The following is a 3,094-nucleotide window of genomic DNA, read 5'->3' on the forward strand; positions in this document are numbered from 1 at the left end:
AGTATTTTACAACGGTTTCGCCGCTTTTTTCCTGAACACAAAGATAAAAAACTCTATGGCATACTAGCATCGGTTGACTTATCCCCAGAATTACGGGAAAAAATTCTGCAAGAAGGGTTTTATGTGGCTCGGATTCATGACCAAGTATTTGAACTCGATATTCCTGATAATTTTCAACCTCGACCTTATTAAAAATTTAGATGCGATTGCCCTCTTCCCCAAAGGAAAAACAACTCTCTTATTCATGAATCGGCCAAATTCAGTAAAATAGTAATAGACCAAATCAGAGGGAAAAATTTATCTATGGCAACTACATCAGAAGACGTATGGAGACTCTTAGCCGAATTAGCGACGGCTCAGGCCGAATTAACTGCTGCTCAAAAAGAAACTGACCTACTATTGAAGGAAGTCAGTCAACAACAGAAGGAAAACGCCCAACAACAGAAGGAAACTGACCGACAACTCAAGGAAACTGACCGACAACAGAAGGAAACCGAGCGACGACAACAGGAAACCGACCGACAACTCAAAGAATTAGGACGGCAAATTGGGGGACTTGGTGCAAAATTCGGCAGTTTTACCGAAGGACTTGCCCTTCCCTCAATGGAAACGATTCTCAGACAACGGTTTGGTATGGAAGTTATCAGTCCCAGTGTGCGAGTCAGTAAAGATGGACAACACCTAGAAATTGATGTCCTTGCCTATACCAATGGTGAGCTAAATACTGCCTATATCGTCGAGGTTAAAAGTCATGCTAGAGAAGAATCCATTACACAATTAAAAAGTATTTTACAACGGTTTCGCCGCTTTTTCCCCGAACACAAAGATAAAAAACTCTATGGCATACTAGCATCGGTTGACTTATCCCCAGAATTACGGGAAAAAATTCTGCAAGAAGGGTTTTATGTGGCTCGGATTCACGACCAAGTATTTGAATTAGATATTCCTGATAATTTTCAACCTCGACCTTATTAAAAATTTAAATGTAATCGCTCTATCTTGCCCAAAGGCAGCAACACTTTTTTCTTCATGAATCGGCAAAATTAAGTAAAATAGTAATAGACCAAATCAGAGGAAAAAATTTATCTATGGCAACTACATCAGAAGACGTATGGCGAATCTTAGCCGAATTAGCCACTGCTCAAAAAGAAACTGACAAACAACTGAAGGAGACTGACCTACTATTGAAGGAAGTTAGTCAACAACAGAAGGAAAACGCCCAACAACTCAAGGAAACTGACAAACAACTCAAGGAAACTGACCTACTATTGAAGGAAGTTAGTCAACAACAGAAGGAAAACGCCCAACAACAGAAGAAAACTGACAAACAACTCAAAGAATTAGGTCAGCAAATTGGCGGACTCGGTGCCAAATTCGGCAGCTTTACCGAAGGACTTGCCCTTCCCTCAATGGAAACGATTCTCAGACAACGGTTTGGTATGGAAGTTATCAGTCCCAGTGTGCGAGTCAGTAAAGATGGAAAACACCTAGAAATTGATGTTCTTGCCTATACCAATGGTGAGCTAAATACTGCCTATATCGTTGAGGTTAAAAGTCATGCTAGAGAGGAATACATTACACAATTAAAAAGTATTTTGCAACGGTTTCGCAGCTTTTTCCCTGAACACAAAGAAAAAAAACTCTATGGCATACTAGCATCGGTTGACTTATCCAACGAATTACGGGAAAAAATTCTGCAAGAAGGGTTTTATGTGGCTCGGATTCATGACCAAGTATTTGAATTAGATATTCCCGATAATTTTCAACCTCAAACCTATTAAAACCTCAAAGGCGATGAGAGCATCCCATTTTCGCCAATCGCCTTCTACAGATGGGAAGTTTTCTCCTGAAACTGGTTCACACAGACAATCCCCCAATCCAAAATCCAAAATGAGATGTTCCCAACCCTTCAGGCTTTGGGGAGTCTCACTCGTTCTAATGTCCTTGAAACTATTTCCAACTTAGCGCCTTTAATCCTTCATTTGGGGGGGGAGGTTGCCTTAAGAGAAGTGTATCAAAGTATTAGGGATGTTAGTCGCTGGTGGCGGTGATGCTCATAAATCAATTAGAAGTGCTACGATCAGCACAGGCCACCATAATACATTTTTTTGCCAAATACAATAATTTCTAGGTAATAAAACAATGGCTCAATTACAAACCCTAATGCCTATACTACAAGAATTTCGCCAAGAATTAGCAAAGTTTTATGGAAACCGGTTAGTAAAACTCATCCTTTTTGGTTCACAAGCGAGGGGTAACGCCAATGAGGACTCAGATATTGATATTATGGTCGTATTAAAAGGCCCCATTTCCCCTGGAGATGAAGTGATTCGGATGGCAGACATCGCTACTCAACTAGACCTTAAATATAATACCTTCATTTCTTTGATTCCCATCGCCGATGAAGACTTTGTACATCGACAAACCCCATTAATGGACAATATTCGCCGAGAAGGGATTGTCCTGTGAACCAAAACCAAATTTCGTCCTATATCAATCAAGCTAATGAAGAATTAGAAGCGGCCACCCTATTACTTGAAAAAAATTATTATCGTGCTTGTATTTCTCGTTGCTATTATGCCATTTATTGTACAGTCCAAGCTCTGTTAATAGTTAAAAATATCAATACTCGTAGTCATCGAGGGGTACGACAGCAATTTTCTCAACATTTTATTCAAACAGGGGAATTACCATTAGAACTATCAAAAGCGTTAAGAATTACCTATGATTTACGACAATTAGGAGATTATGATCAAGTTATTGAAATAACTAGGGAACAAACACAAATTGCCTGAGAATACGCCACAGTATTTGTAGAACAAGCAAGCCACTGGCTTAATACACATTAGTTTAGTATAAAGAGATAGATAAATTATCAGGGTAAGCTCATCTAATTTGGTATAAATTGTACTTGACAAAGATTTCTGAATAGGGTAGTAAAATCGCCATAGCACCGTCCCGCACCGCCAGTACCCAGACTTAGCCGCTGCTACCTCTGTATAATTTATAATTAGGGTCTGCTGAAAAAGTTTTTCCTGGGGGTAGGAGTCAGTAGCCGGTCGTCAGGAGTCGGTCGTTTCAGGCTTTGTTGCCC

Annotated in this window: 4 protein-coding genes and 1 pseudogene; all 5 read left to right on the forward strand. The window is 39.9% G+C overall.

Features of this window, described 5'->3' with window-relative positions; genetic code table 11:
- Nucleotides 1-192: pseudogene (locus PX482_RS15590) on the forward strand (DUF3782 domain-containing protein); the annotation flags it as partial.
- Nucleotides 193-303: 111 nt separating this feature from the next.
- Nucleotides 304-975 carry a DUF3782 domain-containing protein gene (locus tag PX482_RS15595; RefSeq protein ID WP_052275654.1) on the forward strand — a complete coding sequence of 224 codons (672 nt, stop codon included), beginning with the start codon at nucleotides 304-306 and terminating at the stop codon, nucleotides 973-975.
- A gap of 113 nt (nucleotides 976-1,088) precedes the next feature.
- Complete coding sequence (locus tag PX482_RS15600; protein WP_288093885.1) at nucleotides 1,089-1,781, forward strand: DUF3782 domain-containing protein; 693 nt, start codon at nucleotides 1,089-1,091, stop codon at nucleotides 1,779-1,781.
- 361 nt (nucleotides 1,782-2,142) lie between these two features.
- A complete protein-coding gene (locus PX482_RS15605) occupies nucleotides 2,143-2,469 on the forward strand; it encodes a nucleotidyltransferase domain-containing protein (RefSeq protein WP_002762463.1) in 327 nt (108 codons plus the stop codon).
- Nucleotides 2,466-2,795, forward strand: a complete 330-nt coding sequence (locus tag PX482_RS15610; protein WP_002762465.1) for a HEPN domain-containing protein — start codon at nucleotides 2,466-2,468, stop codon at nucleotides 2,793-2,795. Before PX482_RS15605 ends, PX482_RS15610 begins: the two co-directional genes overlap by 4 nt.
- Nucleotides 2,796-3,094: the final 299 nt, after the last annotated feature.

The organism is Microcystis sp. M53602_WE12 (assembly GCF_030065455.1).
Classification (GTDB): domain Bacteria; phylum Cyanobacteriota; class Cyanobacteriia; order Cyanobacteriales; family Microcystaceae; genus Microcystis; species Microcystis aeruginosa.